The following is a 15,444-nucleotide window of genomic DNA, read 5'->3' on the forward strand; positions in this document are numbered from 1 at the left end:
CCGCACGCCGCGGGTCAGCGGCGCACGGGCCCGGAGTCCATGAACGTGTGGCCGGGTCACGGTCCACGAGCATGGCCACCGGCGTCACCGAGGGAGGGTGGCTCGGCCGGCGAGCTTGTGCGGGCGCGGCGAGGTCCCGGCCCCGCGGCCCGGTCGGAGTCCCTGCGCGGCCGGAGGGCCGGTCGGGATCCGGTGGGGACGGAGGGGCTCAGGGACGCAGCGCCGCGGCCTCGGCGGCGAGCTTCTCGATCCTCGCGAAGTCGCCTGCGGACACCAGGCTACGCGGTGTCAGCCAGCTTCCGCCCACGCACCCCACGTTGGACAGGGCCAGATAGGACAGCGCGCTCGCGGGGGTGATCCCGCCGGTGGGGCAGAACCGCACGTCGGGCAGTGGGCCGCTCAGCGCCTTGAGATAGGAGACGCCGCCGGCCGGCTCCGCCGGGAAGAACTTCAGCTCGCGTACGCCGCGCTCGGCCAGCGTCATCGCCTCGGTGGCCGTGGCCACGCCCGGCAGGAACGGCACGCCCGAGGCGAGCATGGCCGCGAGCAACCCGGGGGTCGTGCCGGGGGAGACGAGGAACCGGGAGCCCGCCGCGACCGCGGACTCCACGTCCTCCGGCGACCGCACGGTGCCCGCACCGATCACGGCCTCCGGCACCTCGGCGGCGATCCGCCGGATCGCGTCGAGGGCGGCCGGGGTGCGCAGCGTCACCTCGATCACCGGCAGGCCGCCCGCCACCAGCGCCCGGGCGAGGGGGACGGCGCTTTCCGCGTCGTCGAGGACGACCACCGGGACGACCGGCGCGAGGTCGAGAAGGTTGCTCATCACAGCTCCACTTCGGGGAATCGTTGGGCGAGCCAGGCGGCCGCACCCGTCAGCGCCGGCTGCTCGGCGACGATCAGGGAGGTCGGGATCGCGGCGGCGTAGTCCGTCAGAGCCGGCGCGGTCGTCTCGAACCGGGCCCGGAACGCGCTGCCCGGGACACGCGCGGCCAGCCGGGGCAGCACGCCGCCGCCCAGGTAGACCCCGCCCCGCGCGCCGAACGTGAGGGCCACGCCACCGGCGAACCCGCCGAGCAGCGCGAGGAAGACCTCCACGGTCTCGACGCACAACGGGTCGTCCGACGAGGTGATCTGCGCCGCCGTCAGCCCGGATGCCGCCGTCGAACTCGATGCCGCCGTCAGCCCGGACGCCGTCGTCCGGGCTCCCGTCGTCAGGGTATCCGCCGTCCGGGCCGTCTCCCCGGCGGTCTCTTGGGCGGTCTCTTGGGGAGCCGTCCGCGACCGGGCGCCCGGCGCGACCCCGCGTACCAGCGCGAGACCGCGGTGCAGGCGCGGCAGCCCGGTGCCCGACAGCAGGTGCTCGGCGTCCACGTACGGCAGGCCGTCGGCGCGCAGGGCCCGGACGATCTCCATCTCCAGGTCCGTCACGACCGGGACCGCCACGTGCCCGCCCTCGCCGGCCACGGGCAGCCAGCCCTCCCGTACGGGGACGAGCCCGGCCACCCCGAGCCCGGTGCCGGGGCCCAGCACGGCCTTCGTCAGGCCGGGCGGCGGCGGGGGGCCGCCGAGCGACACGAGGTCGCCGCCCGCGAGGTGCGGCAGCGAGATCGCGAGGGCCTCGAAGTCGTTGAGGAGCACCGTACGCGGGATGCCCAGGTCGGTCACGGAACCCGACCATCCCGCGTTCGTCAGCCGGTACCGGTCCCTGTCGACCGGACCGGCGATCGCCAGGCACGCGGCCCCCGGCCGAACTCCGCCCGCATGTTCTGCGAGATAGGCGGCTACGGCATCGGCAAGGCCGAGATGCTGGGAAACGTCGAGTACGGTTACCGCCTCCGGCTGCCCTCCACGCCGGGTCACCAAACCGAACCGGGCGTTGGTGCCGCCCACGTCGGCGACCAGCCAGGGCAGGCTCACGCGGTGCCCCCGAAGACGCTCGCCCCACGCTCGGCGGGGCCGACCGTACGGCGGAAGGAGGCGAACAGCTCGCGGCCGGTGCCGGTCCACTGCTCGTCGGTCAGGGGCGCCCCCTCGGGCACGCGTCCGGTGAGGTCGGCGAGCACGGTGAGCGTCCCGGCGGTGGAGTCGAGGCGCACCACGTCGCCGTCGCGCAGCAGCGCGATCGGCCCGCCGTCGGCGGCCTCGGGAGAGAGGTGGATCGCCGCGGGGACCTTCCCCGAGGCGCCGGACATGCGGCCGTCGGTCACGATCGCGACCTTCTGGCCGCGGTCGAGCAGCACGGCCAGCGGCGGCGTGAGCTTGTGCAGCTCCGGCATGCCGTTGGCGCGGGGGCCCTGGTAGCGGACGACCGCGACGAAGTCCCGCCCGTTCAGCTCACCCCGGTCGAACGCGGCGAGCAGGTCGAGCTGGTCGTCGAACACCAGGGCCGGGGCCTCGATGACCAGGTGCTCGGGCTTGACGGCGGAGACCTTGCTCACCGCGCGGCCCAGGTTGCCCGACAGCATGTGGATGCCCCCGTCGGAGGAGAACGGCTCGGCGACCGGCCGCAGGACGTCGGGGTCGGAGCTGGGCTCGGTCCGCTCCTCCCACACCAGCGCGCCCTCCTTCAGGGTGGGAGCCGTACGGTAGTGGCCGAGGCCGCGCCCGGCCACGGTCAGCACGTCGGCGTGGAGGAGCCCGGCGTCCAGCAGGTCGCCGATGAACACCGCCATGCCGCCCGCGGCGTGGAAGTGGTTCACGTCCGCCTGGCCATTGGGGTACATCCGGGTGATCAGCGGCACGACCTTGGACAGGGCGGCCATGTCATCCCAGGTCAGGGTGATCCCGGCGGCGGCCGCCATCGTGACCAGGTGCATCGTGTGGTTGGTGGAGCCGCCCGAGGCGAGCAGCGCGACGACCGCGTTGACGATCGCCTTCTCGTCCACGACCTCGCCGACCGGGGTGTACTCCTCGCCGTGCGGGCCGATCTCCACGGCCCGCCGCGCCGCCGCCCGGGTCAGCGCCTGCCGCAGCTCCGTGTGCGGGTTGACGAACGTCGCGCCCGGCAGGTGGAGGCCCATGACCTCCATCAGGAGCTGGTTGGAGTTGGCGGTGCCGTAGAAGGTGCAGGTGCCGGGGGAATGGTAGGAGGCCGCCTCGGCGTCGAGCATCTCGCCGCGGCCGATCTTGCCCTCGGCGAAGGCCTGCCGGGCCCGGGCCTTGACCTTGTTGGGCAGGCCGGAGGTCATCGGCCCGGCGGGCACGAACACGGCCGGCAGGTGGCCGAAGCGTAACGCGCCGACGAGCAGCCCCGGGACGATCTTGTCGCAGACCCCGAGCAGCAGGGCCGCGTCGAACATGTCGTGCGACAGCGCGATCGCGGTCGCCATGGCGATCAGGTCGCGGCTGTAGAGGGACAGCTCCATGCCCGCCCGGCCCTGGGTCACGCCGTCGCACATCGCGGGCACGCCCCCCGCCACCTGCGCCACGCCGCCCGCCTCACGGACCGCCCGCTTGAGCTCCGGCGGGTAGGTCTCGTACGGCTGGTGCGCCGACAGCATGTCGTTGTACGACGTCACGATGGCGACGCCGGGCTTGGCCGCGCCCCGCAGGTCGAGCTTGTCCTCGGCCGGGGCGGCGGCGAAGCCGTGGGCCAGGTTGGCGCAGGCGAGCCGCCCCCGGGCCGGCCCCCGCTCGCGCAGTTCGGCCCCGGCACGGCGCACCCGCTCCAGGTAGGCCCGGCGGGTGTCGCGGCTGCGCGTGACGACACGGTCGGTGACCTCGGAAACCACGGGGTCGACCACGGGGGAAACCACGGGGTCAGTCACGGAAGGTCCTCCTCGTGCCGGGCGCGGCCGCTGCGGCGGGTCCTGCTTTCGCCGGCGCCCCCTGGCACCGGCGGGTCCATCTCGTGCCCTGGCCCGCTGTTGGGGCGAAGGCGTCGATCTGGCACAGGAGGGACAGTATCGGGAAGTTATGCCACTTATCAAGCCTAGTTTTGTAACTCAGAATGAATAAGTCATTGAACTTCGGTGAGCACGTGTGCTTCACTTCTGCTTGATGTCACGTTTAGCCACTCCTGGTGAAGTCCTCCAGCTCATCCGCAGCGGGGAGGCGGTGACGCGCGCCGACATCGGCCGCGTGACCGGCCTGTCCCGGCCGGCCGTCGCGCACCGCGTCTCCGACCTGCTCCAGCGCGGGCTGATCGTGGAGGACGCCGAGGGGCCGTCCACCGGGGGCCGCCCGCCCATGCGGCTGCGGTTCCACGCCGGTGGGGGAGTCGTCCCGGTGGCCTCGCTCGGCGCCCGCCGCACCCAGATCGCGATCTGCGACCTCGCGGGGGAGGTGCTGCACCGCACCGACATCGACATCGACGTCGAGGAGGGCCCCGGCGTCGTGCTCCCCCTGCTCATGGACACGTGGGAGAAGCTGCTGGACGGCCGTGACGACGTGGCCGGCATCGGCCTCGGCGTCCCCGCCACCGTGGAGTTCGCGGCGGGACGGGTCGAAAGTGCCCGCGTCATGGCGAGCTGGACCGGCGTGGTGATCCCGCCCGTCATCGCCGAGCGGTTCGGCGTGCCGGTGCTCGTGGACAACGACGTGAACGTCATCGCGATGGGCGAGCACCGGAGCGTCTACGCCGCCGAGCTCGACGACCTGTTGTTCGTGAAGGTCTCCACCCGGATCGGCGCGGGGGTGATCTCCGGCGGGGGCATCCTGCGCGGCGCGCTCGGCGCGGCGGGGGAGATCGGGCACATCCCGGTGCGGGACGGCGGCGGCGTGCTGTGCCGCTGCGGCAACCTCGACTGCGTCGACTCGGTCGCCAGCGGCACCGCGATCCTGCGCGACCTACGCGCCAAGGGTCGCGACGTCGCATCCCTCGCCGACGTGACCGCCCTGGTGCGGGCGGGCGACGCCGAGACCATGGCCGTCGTACGGCAGGCGGGCCGCTGGCTGGGCGAGGTCATCTCCGGCGCGGTCAATCTGCTCAACCCCGCCGTCGTGGTCCTCGGCGGCGACGTCGCCGAGATGTTCCAGCCGCTGGTGTCGGGCGTACGCGAGATCGTCTATCGGCGCTCCACCCAGCTCGCCACCCGCAGCCTGCGCATCGAGCGCGGCCGGCTCGGGCCGGGGGCCGGGATCACCGGCTGCGCCCTCATGGTCCTCGACCACGTGCTGTCCGCCCAGGCCGTCGACGCCGCCCCCCGCTGAGCCCCGGCGCGGCCGACCGCCGACGCGGGACACATCTGAGCTGGGCACACCCGGTTCGGCTCCTCCGATCGGCCGGTACGGCTCCGCCAGGTGGCCCGTCCGGCCGCCCCGGAAGGTGAGAGCGGCCGGGCCGCGCGGTCACCACGACGCACCCATGGGCGGAGGCCGTGGACCCCGCTGATCCACCACGGTGGGAGTCGTCGTGCGACCGCCGTCGAAAGGTCACGCCGTGGAACACGCGCAATCTCCCGCCGAGTCGCTTCGCCGCCCGCCGGGCGGTTCGCCCTCGCCGATGTCCTCCTCGCCGCCCGGGGGTGCGAGATGTCCCCGGAGGTGAGGCGCCGCCGGTTGGCGCGGATCGCGGTCCGCGCCCTCCTCGCGCTGGTCCTGCTCGCCGTCCTCGCGACGGTGGGGACGTTCGCCGCCGTCAACCGGGGCGGTCGGCGCCAGACGGAGGCGCGACTCGGGGCCGATCCCCGGCTCGACGCGCCGGACACGTTCCCGATCCCGAAGGTCGAGGCGCCCGACGTCGTGGGCTGGCCCGCCGGCGTGACGCCCACCGCGCCCGAGGGGTTCGCCGTCACCCGGTTCGCCGGCGGGCTGGACCACCCCCGCTGGCTCTACCGGCTTCCCGGCGGTGACGTGCTCGTCGCCGAATCCGCCACCTCTCCGAAGCCCCCCGAGTCGGTCGTGATGAGCGTCCTGTCCTGGCTGCGCCGGGGCGACGGCGCGACACGGGAACGGAGCGCGAACCGGATCACCTTGCTGCGCGACACCGACGGCGACGGCGTCGCCGATTTCCGCGGCACGTTCCTGGAGAACCTCAACCAGCCGTTCGGCATGGCCCTGCTGGGGGCGGCGCCGCCGTACTCGGTCGGACCGGACGCCCGGCCGGGCACCGAGGTCGCGTTCTACGTCGCCAACACGGACGGCGTGTGGCGTTTCCCGTACCGGATCGGCGAGACCCGGATCACCGCCCCGGGACGGAAGATCCTCGATCTGCCGGCCGGAGGCTACAACAACCACTGGACCCGCAACCTGTTCGCCGCCGCCGACGGCTCCACGCTGTACGTCACCGTCGGCTCCGGGAGCAACGCGGGCGAACACGGTCTGGAGGCCGAGCGCGGCCGCGCCGCCGTGCTCCAGGTCGATCCCGATGGAGGCGGCGCACGCGTCTACGCGTCGGGGATCAGGAACCCCAACGGCCTCGGCCTCGAACCGGCCACCGGCACGCTCTGGGCGGTCGTCAACGAACGCGACGTCCTCGGCGACGACGTGTCCCCCGACTACCTGACGAGGGTCCGCGACGGCGACTTCTACGGCTGGCCGTGGAGCTACTGGGGCCACCACGTCGACGACCGGGTGACGCCCGCGCGCCCGGACCTGGTGGCCAGGGCGCTGCGCCCGGACTACTCGCTGGGCGCCCACACAGCCCCCCTGGGGCTGGCCTTCTCCACGGGCACCGCGTTTCCCCCGGCCTATCGGGGCGGCGCGTTCATCAGCGAGCACGGGTCGTGGAACCGGGGTGATCCCGTCGGCTACAAGGTCGTCTACGTGCCGTTCGCCCACGGCATGCCCAGCGGCAAGCCGCGGGACTTCCTCACCGGCTTCAAGCCCGACCCCGGCGGCAGCATGACGTACGGCCGCCCTGTCGGGGTCATCCTCGACAAGGCCGGGGGCCTGCTGGTCGCCGACGACGCGGGCGACACCGTGTGGCGCGTCGCGCCACGCGGATGACACCGTCTGGACCGCGACCCGGTGGAGGTGACGCTCCGGGAGGCCGGTCAGCGGCTTCGCCCCCGACGACCATGTCTCGGCCGGCCTGGTCCGGAGCCCGCTCCCCGGAATCGTCACTCGGAGAAGCCGGCGCGCCTGAGTCGTTCGATCATCTCGTCCATGGTCCTCGGTTCGAGCCAGGCGGCCGTGCTGCCTCCCCGTAGCGGCTCCCGCCCGCCGACGAGAGTCCTCTCGGATCCCAGCCGCACCAGGCCGGGGTCTTCGAGGACGAGCCCCTGAGGAGGAATACTCATGATCTTCGCGCCCGGCGGAAGCGGATCGCCGGGCGCGTGGACGGTCTGCTCGTACGCCGGGCGTTCCCGGGGGAACACCAGCACCCGCGTTCCTGTCGGGATCGCCCTCTCGAAGTCCGCCACGGACTTCTCCAGCCTCCACTGCTCGGGTGGAAGCGCATCGTCGCGGATGACGGCGCCCTGGTCGAACTCGATGAAGACGACGCCGTCGCGGATGGACGCGGCCGACCTGACCCCCTTCAGAGCGGTGGTGATCCGCACCCGCATGAGCACGCGATAGTCGAGCGGGCCGTCGGGGTAGCTGTCGAGTGCCGGGCCCTGCTGCCAGCCGTCCACTCTGCCCGCCGCGACGATCGGTCGTCGCGCGGCGAGAGCTTCGGGAGAAGGCACCGGGTCGTAGTCCATTCCGCTCTGACGGAGCGGCGACAGATCCAGGGTGCCGTTGACCGGTTCCGTGGCCGTCCGCGCCGGGCCGGGGGCAGGCCCGTGAGGGGCCGCGTCGGTCGCCGGGGCGGCGCACGCGCCAAGGGGCAGCATGGCCGCCAGCAGCAGGGCTCCGCGACGGGTCATCCGTCTCCGTCCTCTCCGTCGGTTTGGCACGCGCCGGCAGGGGTTGACGTGATCATCGCGCACTCCCGCGCGCCGCGCACCGGCACCGGGAGACCACCGCGAAAGCGTCCCAGCCCAGCCGTGCCGCGCGGAAACGGAGATGTCGGCCGGTGGCACTAGGCTCTGTGCCGATCTTCCCTCCCCCAGGAGTCCTTCGTGCGTGAACGTGTCCGCCGTGTGGTCGAGTCGCCGCGGTTCCAGCAGGTGATCACCGTGGTGATCCTGCTCAACGCGGCCACGCTGGGCGTCGAGACCTCGGCCGTGGCCGTCGCCCGCTACGGCACGCTCCTGCACGTCGCCGACCACGCCGCGCTCTACGTCTTCGTCGCGGAGATCCTCGCCAAGGCGTACGTCTACCGGTGGCGCTTCCTCCGCGACCCCTGGAACGTCTTCGACACACTGATCATCGGCATCTCGTTCCTCCCCACCGCGGGCGGGCTGTCGGTGCTGCGGGCCCTGCGCGTGCTGCGGGCGCTGCGGCTGATCTCGGTGGTGCCGTCACTGCGGCGGGTGGTCTCCGCGCTGCTCACCGCGATCCCCGGGATGACCTCGATCGTGGTCCTGCTCGGCCTCGTGCTGTACGTCGCCGCCGTGATGGGCACCAAGCTGTACGGCGCCTCCGCCCCCGAATACTTCGGCGACCTGCCGACCTCGCTGTTCACCCTGTTCCAGGTCATGACCGGGGACGGCTGGTCGGACATCAACCGCGAGGTCATGGACACCCACCCCTCCGCCTGGATCTACTTCGTGGTGTTCGTGCTGATCTGCACGTTCGTCGTGCTCAACCTCTTCATCGCGGTCGTGGTCAGCGCGATGGAGGAGGAGAGCCACGAGGAGCGCAGAGCCGAGCGCCGGGAGGACGGCGAGGTGCTGGCCGAGATGGCCGCCCTCCGCGCCGAGATCCAGGGCCTGCGTCAGGCCATCACCGACCGCGTCCCCTCCTGACGGGACCCGGCCGCGGCTCCGACGCCTGATGCTCGTCGCGGCGCGGGTCTGCCGGGCGAGGGACGGCGCCGAATCCATGGATGACGGCGGATCCTTCTGGTTCAGGAGAGGCCGTACCTGGCCCTGATGTCCCTGGCCTGTTCGGTGGTGACCTCGGACGGGGTGTTGGCCAGAGCGCGCCGCAGGTCGGACAGTACGGCGTCGGCGCAGGCGCGGACACGGGTGTGATGGAGGGTCAGCTGTTCCTCGAACCGCTGCGCGACCGGCCCCGTCCACACGCGCCCGGAGTGGAAGGCGCGGTACTGCCTTTCGAAGTCGTTCGTGACCTCCGTGAGCATCGGCTCCGCGGTACGCAGCGTTTCCCGGAGAGCCACATACAGCGGATTGGGCACGAGTTCGGCCATGCCAGTCAGCCCTTTCCGGCGGACGGGGTTGGGGCGGGCGTGCCGGTCGAGGTGATCAGCTTCGGCGCGATCAGCTTCATCAACGCCACCACATCGGCTGCGTTGTCGCGCCCCTCGGCGCCCTTCTCCAGTTTGATGAGGATTTCCGCATTGCCCCGCACGAGCATCGCATGAGCCGAATTCTGCTCGGCCGACGAGTTGTCCCCGTAGTAACCGATGGCTCCGGGCACGATCGCGGGCAAGGGGGAAGCGCCGTTCTCCAGCTGATCCTTCACACGATCTTCCGTCCCCATCGGCACCAGGAGTACTTGCAATACCTTCACGCGATCGCCGCCTCGTTGGTAGACGGCACAGTCTCCATCGCCGGCGTCCGGCCGGTCGAGGTCGATGTACCCGCGCACCAGCGGATCGCGTTCTCCCGTCATCAGCTCGACGGCTTTGAGCGGGATGTAGTCACAGGCATAGGGTGGGGCGGCGACCGTCGGCATCGGCGTTCGGTCGGGTTTGACCTCTTCGTGCTGGCAGCCGCTGATCAGAGCCAATGCGCAGACCAGTCCTGCTACTCCGGCGGTTCGTCTCAACCTGATCATTTGTATTCGAGGAAGGCCTGGGTGAAGTTGGTGTTCACGCGGCCAAGCAGGTCGTCCCCGCGCTTCCCTACAAGGTTCACATCGCGAAGCCATCGTTTGTACGCATCAAGTCGCTGATCTCCGGGGCCATCACCGTGGGGTGCTTTGTCGCTCATCTCGTCCCTTGTCATGATGGTGTGGCCATCCTTGAGGAAGTTGCGTGGGCTGTCGCGAGGATCTTGACCCTTCTTCAGATCCTTGAGTGAAGCCCAGGGATGATGGGGCGCGGGCGGGTCGACGGAGCCGAAAAGCTCATGCTTGAGCATCGCCTGCACAGTGAGATCGCGCAGGAGTTCCTGAGTTTTCAGCACCGTCTGGTTGGCGTCGGTTGTGGCTCGGTCCGCAGAGTCTCCTTGAGCGCTGTCCTCGATTCGGCCCGTCCAGGCCCCGGCGATGCCGGAAATGATCGGCCAGGCTCCTGCCTGCGGTATCGCGAGACCGGTGTTGGCGATGGCGGTGAGAATCTCCATGTTTCTCTCCTGCGCTTCGTCGAGGCTCTTGCCCTCCGCGATCTTGGCCAGCCCTCCCGCGTCGGTGATCAACCCGAATCCCGCCCCGATCCATTTGGCGGCTGTCAACAGTGTCGCGTCACTGTCCCTGCGGGCCATCTCGGCGGCACCGTGATCGAGAATCGTCTTGGCGAACGCGGTTTGGGCTGCCACGACTGCGCCGAATGCCTGAGGGTCGTTGAATGCTTCCAGCATCACATCATGGAGTTCCTCCCTGTCGATGCGTGCGCCCCAGCGAAACGGTCCAGGAATGCTCGGGTCATCGGTGAACGCGACGCCGGGCACTTTGCTGTCGCCGGTGTCGAAGGCGACGCGGTTCACGTCGAGGATGTAGTCGCCGAGGATTTTGGCGGTGGTGGTGGTGGGAACGGCGGGAGGGAGGCCCTTGGAGATGCGCTCGGCTTCCAGGTGGACGAGCCGGGAGGCCAGCAGGGCGGAGAGGTATCCGCGCGAAGGGTGTTCCGTTGAGCCGTCATGGTCGCGGAAGGTGAGGGTGGCGGCCTCCAGCGCCCGGCCCAGCGCCGCGCCGCCGTCCGGCATGTACGGCCACCTCAGGTAGCGTTCCAGCGCCTTGGGATCACCCAGGAAGAAGTCCTGAGCCGCTACAGGATCACGGGCGAGGGCCTCCATGAGGGTCTTTCTGATGGCGGGTTCGCCGGACATCGCCGCCACGTGCTTGTCGATCTGCCTGGCCACCGCCACAAGGAAGGCGGAGGTGAAGGTGCCGTGCTTGAGTGCCAGCGCTAGGGCGTAGGCCGGACGCCAGTCGACGATGGCCTTGTCGAGCGTCCCGGTGAGCTCGTCCCGATAGGCCGGCCCCAGGTGTGGGCTCGCGGTACCAAGGGTCTTGCCGAGGGCCTTCTGCAACCGCTGCATGGTCGCGTCATCGGAGTGCTCGACGGTTTTCACCAGGAGATCGCGAAGCCGCGTGGCGCCCAGTGTGGTCATCAGCGCCAGGGCGAAGGCCGAATCCCCCGTGCGCTTCTCCAGCGCCGCCACGGTCTCCGCGTCGACCTCGCGGTTCCTGGCCGCCTCGACGAGCTTGCCAACGGCCGCGTACACATCGGGATCCCGGCCGGCTTCGCCGTACAGCTTCTCGTCGAAGGCGGCCAGGCCGGCCGGGAGAACGGCGGGGGCCGCCCACTCGCCGTGCTCGGCGCGGATCGTCTCGCTGCGGAGCCGCAGGTCGGGGCGGGTGGTCTCGATCCACCCCTGCGCCTCACGCAGGGCGCCCAGACGGGAGGTGTCCAGGTCGAGCCGTTGCAACATGCCGCGGATCCTCGGCTCGGTGCGACCGATGGAGTCCTGCGTCCGGCCGAGTCCGCGCTCGAAGTCGTCCATCGCGGCGGGGTCGATCCCGGCGAAGCCCCCTCCGCGGTTGACCCAGCCCTCGGGTGGTGGCGTGGGTTCCGGCCGGCCGGGAGCGACGGCCCGCGCAGACGAGGTGGGCGTGGCCGGCGGCTGCGTGGGTATCGCTTCGGGACTGGGCGACGGGACAGGAGCCGAAGCACGGGGAGAGGGCTGAGGTGACGCCGGCGGGGGAGCAGGAGCTGATGCCGGGCTCGGTGACGGCCGGGAACCACCTGATGAAAGGGTCATACAGCCCGGACTCCCCCTGACGTCGGTGACAGACGGCGACTCAGGCAGCAAGATTATTTACGATGTGGTCATCTCGTGAACATGACCGCTCATCCGGAATGCCCGGTCATTCACTACAACACACTCACACATTCTCTCGTACGCTCTGCTCGCCGCCAAGAGGATCGGCGACCTGCCGCTCCAAGTAATCGGGTCGAGCCGCTTGCCGAATTCGCCGTCCCATTCCGACCGGTGGATTGCCAATCCGGGTGGGAAGTAATCATGGAAACGACCGACCCTTTCCATGGGCTCTGTAGCGGCAGAAAGCGTGCCCGACCGGGCCTCCAGCGGTGGCGCGCCGAGGTTAGAATCCGCGCATGCGGCTTCCGACGGACGCGGAGATCCGTGCGCTGCACGAGAGACACGCGCCCTCGGAGGAGGCGTTCGAGCTCGTCCACACGCACTGCGAGATCGTCTGCGCGATCGCCCTGCGACTGGCCGACCGCGCCGGGCTCGACGTCGATGCCGAGCTGGTGCGGGCCGGGAGCCTCCTGCACGACATCGGCGTCTACCGGCTCTACGACGAGGACGGACGGCTCGACCACGCGGGTTACGTCCGCCACGGGATCCTCGGGCACGAACTGCTCCGCGGGGAGGGACTGCCCGAGAGCCTGTGCCGGTTCTGCTCCCATCACACCGGTGTGGGGATCAGCCGGGAGGACGTGCTGCGACAGGGGCTGCCGCTGCCGCCCCGCGACTACCTCGCGGGGTCGGCCGAGGAAGAGCTCGTGATGTTCGCCGACAAGTTCCACAGCAAGACCGACCCGCCGAGATTCGTCACCGCCGGCGCCTACGCGGCCCATGTCCGGCGGTATGGCGAGGACAAGGCCGAGGTCTTCGCGTCGATGTGCGCGGTCTACGGCGTCCCCGACCTGGAGCCCTTCGCCGCCGCGTACGGCCACGAGGTCGTCTGACCCGAGGCGCGAGGACGCCGGGGGTGAGGACTAGGGCGCGAGGACTACGGGGTGAGGACGATCCTGCCGAACACCTCGCCGGCGTCCATCTTGTAGTGCGCCGACACGGCTTGTTCCAGCGGCAGCACCTCGTGCACCACCGTGTGCAGCTCGCCGCGGCTCGCGGCGGCGAACTGCCCGGCCCGTACGGCGTGCCGGTCGGGCGCGGCCACGGTGTCGGCGCTGAAGGTGGCGAAGGACGTCGACTTCCGGAACGCCGCCATCATCGTCGTGCCGAAGTCCGCCGGCGGCTGCCCTCCGACGACGCCGACGACGACCATGCGGCCGTTCGGGTTGAGCTTGTCGAGGAAGGAGGGCAGGTCCGGGCCGGCTACGACGTCGATGACGACGTCGTAGCCGGTGGGCGCGTACGCGCCTCCGTCGCCTGAGCGGTCCAGCACGTGGGTCGCGCCGAGCGCGCGCAGGCGCTCGCCGCGCTCGACCGACGAGGTCGTGACCGCCACCGCGCCGGCGCCGCCCCGCGCCGCGAGCTGGACCGTCATGATTCCGATGCTGCCGGCCGCGCCACGCACCAGCACCGACTCGCCGGGCGCGAAGCGGGCATGGGAGAGGCCGAAGTGGGCCACCACACCGGAGCTCCCGAGCGCCACCCCGTCGACGGCGGACAGGCCGGCGGGGAGGGGGACGATCTCGTCGACCGGAGCGATCGCCTGCTCGGCGTAGCCGCCGCCCAGCCCGGTGAACGCCCACACCCGCTGACCGATCCATGAGTTCTCGACGTCTTCGCCCACGGCGATCACGGTGCCCGCCACCTCACTGCCGGGAATGTGGCCCTTCGCGAAGCCGTAGGCGGCGAGAGTGCCGCGCCGGATCACGGCGTCGACGCCGCCGACGCCGATCGCCTCCGTGGCGATCAGCACCTGCCCGGCGGCGGGCGCCGGGGCGGTCCGGTCGATGAGCGCCAGGCCTTCCGGACTTCCGAACTCCCGGATCTCGACTGCCAACACTGTCATCTCCACCTTCTGGGACCGGCCCGACGCTGGGCCTACTCGACGACGCGCGAGGCGTCCGTGCTCCCGGACCGTAACGGACGCCGCCGTCCGGTTGGCTAAAGTGAGAGCGGTGACCGACCCTCCGCCTCACATCCTGCGGTCCGACGCCCTGGACAACCGTGAGCGCATCCTCGGCGCGGCCCGTGAGCTGTTCGCCGCCGAAGGTCTGGACGTCCCGATGCGGGAGATCGCCCGGCGCGCCGGTGTCGGCCCCGCCACCCTGTATCGCCGTTTTCCGACGAAGCAGACGCTGGTCGTCGAAGCGTTCACAGACGAGATGAGCGTGTGCCACGCCATCGTCGAGGAGGGGCGTGCCGATCCGGACCCGTGGCGCGGCTTCCGCGTGATGATCGAGAGGATCTGCGACCTGCACGCGCGCAACCGGGGCTTCACCGACGCCTTCATGTCGGCCCATCCCGGCGAGGTGGATCTCGCGGCGAGCCGTCAGCACACGCTGAGCGCGCTCGCCGAACTCGCCCGCCGCGCCAAGGACACCGGCAGTCTGCGCTCCGACTTCGTCCTGGACGACCTGATCCTCATGCTCCTGGCCCACCGGGGCATTCACGCCACGTCGGCGGCCGCCCGGGTCGCGGCCTCCCGGCGCTTCGCCCGGCTCATGATCCAGGCGTTCCAGGCCGTCCCGGAGCGATCACCACTGTCGGGGTAGCGCGCGCGAGGACGCCGCCTGCGTACTCGCGAGGAGCCGGTCGACCTGGTCCTCCAGCGGGGGCGCGCCGAGGCGGTTGTCGATCTCGTCGTACGGCACGGCGGGCGGTTCGTCGACCCTGATCGCGCGCAGGTAGTCGGCGAACCGCTCCAGCTTCTGCCCGTCCCTGGCGAGGCCCCGGCGCACCAGTCGCTCGCGCAGCGTGGGGCCGTCGGAGCGGACCCAGAGGAGGCGCACCTCCGGGCCGCCCAGGGCCTCCACCCACGCGTGCCAGCGCGTCGCGTCGTGCACCTGTGAGGTGAACGGGCCGCCCAGCATGACCGGGCAGCCGTGGGAGCGGATCTCCCGGGCGGTCGCCGTCATGCCGTCGTATTCGAACCGCTTGACGTGCTCGTCGTACCACGGCCCCTCGCGCTCGCCCGGCGGCCTGCCGCACGCGGCGAGGGTCGCCTCGACGAAGCCGCCGTACATCGTGTCCTTGTCGAGCAGCGCCGGGACGGGGTCGAGGCGGGCCAGCAACAGGTCGCAGACCGTCGACTTGCCCGCCCCCGGCGGTCCCGACACGATCCAGACGGCGCCGGTCATCGCGGCGGGCCGTACGGCTCGATCGGCGGGTCGGAGTACGGCCCGCCGTCCGCTCGTGGATGCTCCCCGCCGCGCGGTCCGGCGCCGGTGTCGCCCACCCGCCGTCCCGCGCTCTCCGTCACCCGCAGGACGTACAGGTTCCTGCGGGGGTCGATCGGCACAAGGCCGTACGCGGTGTCGACCTCGTCCTCGGCGAGGTCGAGATGGCGCATGGCCGACTCCAGGGTCGCGGGTGCGGGCAGTCGCACGGTGATGAGCACATCGGCCACGGGTCCGCCCTCCCCTGTCGTGTACGACGCCGCCCGGCC

General features: G+C 71.3%; 15 protein-coding genes. 5 read left to right on the top strand and 10 right to left on the bottom strand.

The window, feature by feature from the left end:
* Positions 1-208: 208 nt before the first annotated feature.
* The 3 genes from eda to edd are packed head-to-tail and all read right to left on the bottom strand — an operon-like array spanning position 209 to position 3,770.
* Entirely contained in the window at positions 209-826 is a 618-nt protein-coding gene (gene eda / locus F5972_RS19430) for a bifunctional 4-hydroxy-2-oxoglutarate aldolase/2-dehydro-3-deoxy-phosphogluconate aldolase (protein ID WP_111697242.1), read from the bottom strand.
* Positions 826-1,920: a glucokinase gene (locus F5972_RS19435; RefSeq protein ID WP_150934953.1), complete on the bottom strand. Its 1,095-nt coding sequence runs from the start codon at positions 1,918-1,920 to the stop codon at positions 826-828. Before F5972_RS19435 ends, eda begins: the two co-directional genes overlap by 1 nt.
* Positions 1,917-3,770 (bottom strand): phosphogluconate dehydratase, encoded by a 1,854-nt coding sequence (edd, locus tag F5972_RS19440; RefSeq protein ID WP_225311645.1) that lies wholly within the window; start codon positions 3,768-3,770, stop codon positions 1,917-1,919. Before edd ends, F5972_RS19435 begins: the two co-directional genes overlap by 4 nt.
* Before the next feature lie 232 nt (positions 3,771-4,002).
* Here edd and F5972_RS19445 point away from each other — a divergent pair, with 232 nt between their 5' ends.
* Positions 4,003-5,154, top strand: coding sequence for an ROK family transcriptional regulator (locus F5972_RS19445; RefSeq protein WP_150934954.1), 1,152 nt, complete (start codon positions 4,003-4,005; stop codon positions 5,152-5,154).
* Between the two features lie 321 nt (positions 5,155-5,475).
* Positions 5,476-6,891 carry a PQQ-dependent sugar dehydrogenase gene (locus F5972_RS19450; RefSeq protein ID WP_150934955.1) on the top strand — a complete coding sequence of 472 codons (1,416 nt, stop codon included), beginning with the start codon at positions 5,476-5,478 and terminating at the stop codon, positions 6,889-6,891.
* A gap of 113 nt (positions 6,892-7,004) precedes the next feature.
* Here the strand turns inward: F5972_RS19450 and F5972_RS19455 are convergent, their stop codons facing one another.
* The gene (locus F5972_RS19455) at positions 7,005-7,754 is read right to left on the bottom strand and encodes a hypothetical protein (protein ID WP_150934956.1); all 750 of its coding nucleotides are present in this window, start codon (positions 7,752-7,754) and stop codon (positions 7,005-7,007) included.
* Between the two features lie 195 nt (positions 7,755-7,949).
* Here F5972_RS19455 and F5972_RS19460 point away from each other — a divergent pair, with 195 nt between their 5' ends.
* The gene (locus F5972_RS19460) at positions 7,950-8,738 is read left to right on the top strand and encodes an ion transporter (protein WP_150934957.1); all 789 of its coding nucleotides are present in this window, start codon (positions 7,950-7,952) and stop codon (positions 8,736-8,738) included.
* Between the two features lie 101 nt (positions 8,739-8,839).
* Here F5972_RS19460 and F5972_RS19465 read toward each other — a convergent pair whose 3' ends face one another.
* The 3 genes from F5972_RS19465 to F5972_RS19475 are packed head-to-tail and all read right to left on the bottom strand — an operon-like array spanning position 8,840 to position 11,621.
* Positions 8,840-9,142, bottom strand: a complete 303-nt coding sequence (locus F5972_RS19465; protein WP_150934958.1) for a hypothetical protein — start codon at positions 9,140-9,142, stop codon at positions 8,840-8,842.
* Between the two features lie 5 nt (positions 9,143-9,147).
* Positions 9,148-9,684, bottom strand: coding sequence for a hypothetical protein (locus F5972_RS19470; protein ID WP_150934959.1), 537 nt, complete (start codon positions 9,682-9,684; stop codon positions 9,148-9,150).
* Positions 9,685-9,728: 44 nt separating this feature from the next.
* Positions 9,729-11,621 (bottom strand): hypothetical protein, encoded by a 1,893-nt coding sequence (locus tag F5972_RS19475; protein ID WP_150934960.1) that lies wholly within the window; start codon positions 11,619-11,621, stop codon positions 9,729-9,731.
* 614 nt (positions 11,622-12,235) lie between these two features.
* On the opposite strand from F5972_RS19475, the gene F5972_RS19480 reads away from it, so the two are divergent.
* Positions 12,236-12,832: an HD domain-containing protein gene (locus F5972_RS19480; protein WP_150934961.1), complete on the top strand. Its 597-nt coding sequence runs from the start codon at positions 12,236-12,238 to the stop codon at positions 12,830-12,832.
* A 44-nt stretch (positions 12,833-12,876) separates the two neighbouring features.
* On the opposite strand, the gene F5972_RS19485 is transcribed toward F5972_RS19480, so the two are convergent.
* A complete protein-coding gene (locus tag F5972_RS19485; protein WP_225311646.1) occupies positions 12,877-13,845 on the bottom strand; it encodes a zinc-binding dehydrogenase in 969 nt (322 codons plus the stop codon).
* A 109-nt stretch (positions 13,846-13,954) separates the two neighbouring features.
* Here F5972_RS19485 and F5972_RS19490 point away from each other — a divergent pair, with 109 nt between their 5' ends.
* Positions 13,955-14,551 carry a TetR/AcrR family transcriptional regulator gene (locus F5972_RS19490; RefSeq protein ID WP_225311647.1) on the top strand — a complete coding sequence of 199 codons (597 nt, stop codon included), beginning with the start codon at positions 13,955-13,957 and terminating at the stop codon, positions 14,549-14,551.
* On the opposite strand, the gene F5972_RS19495 is transcribed toward F5972_RS19490, so the two are convergent.
* Together F5972_RS19495 and F5972_RS19500 are read right to left on the bottom strand one after the other, a co-directional pair.
* Positions 14,534-15,136, bottom strand: a complete 603-nt coding sequence (locus F5972_RS19495) for an AAA family ATPase (RefSeq protein WP_150934963.1) — start codon at positions 15,134-15,136, stop codon at positions 14,534-14,536. The two genes, F5972_RS19490 and F5972_RS19495, sit on opposite strands and share 18 nt — an antisense overlap.
* The gene (locus F5972_RS19500) at positions 15,133-15,405 is read right to left on the bottom strand and encodes a hypothetical protein (protein WP_225311648.1); all 273 of its coding nucleotides are present in this window, start codon (positions 15,403-15,405) and stop codon (positions 15,133-15,135) included. The genes F5972_RS19495 and F5972_RS19500 overlap by 4 nt, the downstream gene beginning before the upstream one ends.
* Positions 15,406-15,444 lie beyond the last annotated feature (39 nt).

The sequence above is a fragment of the Microbispora cellulosiformans genome, from assembly GCF_008728085.1.
Taxonomy (GTDB): Bacteria; Actinomycetota; Actinomycetes; order Streptosporangiales; family Streptosporangiaceae; genus Microbispora; species Microbispora amethystogenes.

Excerpts from the sequence above, each read along its gene's own strand:
- F5972_RS19445 (WP_150934954.1), top strand. The coding sequence starts at position 4,003 with ATGTCACGTTTAGCCACTCCTGGTGAAGTCCTCCAGCTCATCCGCAGC.
- F5972_RS19465 (WP_150934958.1), bottom strand. The coding sequence starts at position 9,142 with ATGGCCGAACTCGTGCCCAATCCGCTGTATGTGGCTCTCCGGGAAACG.
- F5972_RS19485 (WP_225311646.1), bottom strand. The coding sequence starts at position 13,845 with ATGACAGTGTTGGCAGTCGAGATCCGGGAGTTCGGAAGTCCGGAAGGC.
- F5972_RS19480 (WP_150934961.1), top strand. The coding sequence starts at position 12,236 with ATGCGGCTTCCGACGGACGCGGAGATCCGTGCGCTGCACGAGAGACAC.
- F5972_RS19495 (WP_150934963.1), bottom strand. The coding sequence starts at position 15,136 with ATGACCGGCGCCGTCTGGATCGTGTCGGGACCGCCGGGGGCGGGCAAG.
- F5972_RS19475 (WP_150934960.1), bottom strand. The coding sequence starts at position 11,621 with ATGGACGACTTCGAGCGCGGACTCGGCCGGACGCAGGACTCCATCGGT.
- F5972_RS19455 (WP_150934956.1), bottom strand. The coding sequence starts at position 7,754 with ATGACCCGTCGCGGAGCCCTGCTGCTGGCGGCCATGCTGCCCCTTGGC.
- F5972_RS19450 (WP_150934955.1), top strand. The coding sequence starts at position 5,476 with ATGTCCCCGGAGGTGAGGCGCCGCCGGTTGGCGCGGATCGCGGTCCGC.
- eda (WP_111697242.1), bottom strand. The coding sequence starts at position 826 with ATGAGCAACCTTCTCGACCTCGCGCCGGTCGTCCCGGTGGTCGTCCTC.